General features: G+C 62.0%; 1 protein-coding gene. It reads right to left on the bottom strand.

All coding sequences use genetic code 11. The features are described from left to right. Window positions 1-516, bottom strand: a 516-nt coding sequence (dnaN, locus tag J5M71_RS27160) for a DNA polymerase III subunit beta (RefSeq protein ID WP_207838614.1), incomplete at both ends; no start/stop codon positions are given.

Below are 516 nucleotides of genomic sequence, written 5' to 3'. Positions count from 1 at the left end.
CGGATGTGATGCTGACCGAGGACGATGCTGACATTGCCGTCCGGCTCGGTGGGCAGACGCGCCAGTGCGAGGATACCTTTGCGCGGCACGATCACCTGATGACGATCCGGCTGACCGATATCGGCCTGCATCGAGCACATCGCCAGACGGTGACCGTCGGTGGCCACGGCGCGGATCACACCAGCGGAAACTTCCAGCAACATGCCGTTGAGGTAATAACGCACGTCCTGCTGGGCCATGGCGAAGCTGGTGCGTTCGATCAGACGACGCAGTTTGCTCTGCTCCAGGCTGCACGTCAGTGAGCCCGGGCCTTCTTCAACAGTCGGGAAATCGTTGGCCGGCAGGGTCGACAGGGTGAAGCGGCTACGGCCGGCCTTCACCACCAGTTTCTGCTCGTCGACCTTGATATCGATCAGCGCGTCGTTGGGCAGGCTTTTGCAGATGTCCATCAGCTTGCGCGCCGGCACGGTGATAGAGCCAGTTTCGGCCGGCTCTTCGAGTTGCACACGACCGACC

This window comes from Pseudomonas sp. 43(2021) (assembly GCF_017490805.1).
Lineage (GTDB): Bacteria > Pseudomonadota > Gammaproteobacteria > Pseudomonadales > Pseudomonadaceae > Aquipseudomonas.
This window is presented reverse-complemented; position numbering and strand designations above follow the sequence as displayed.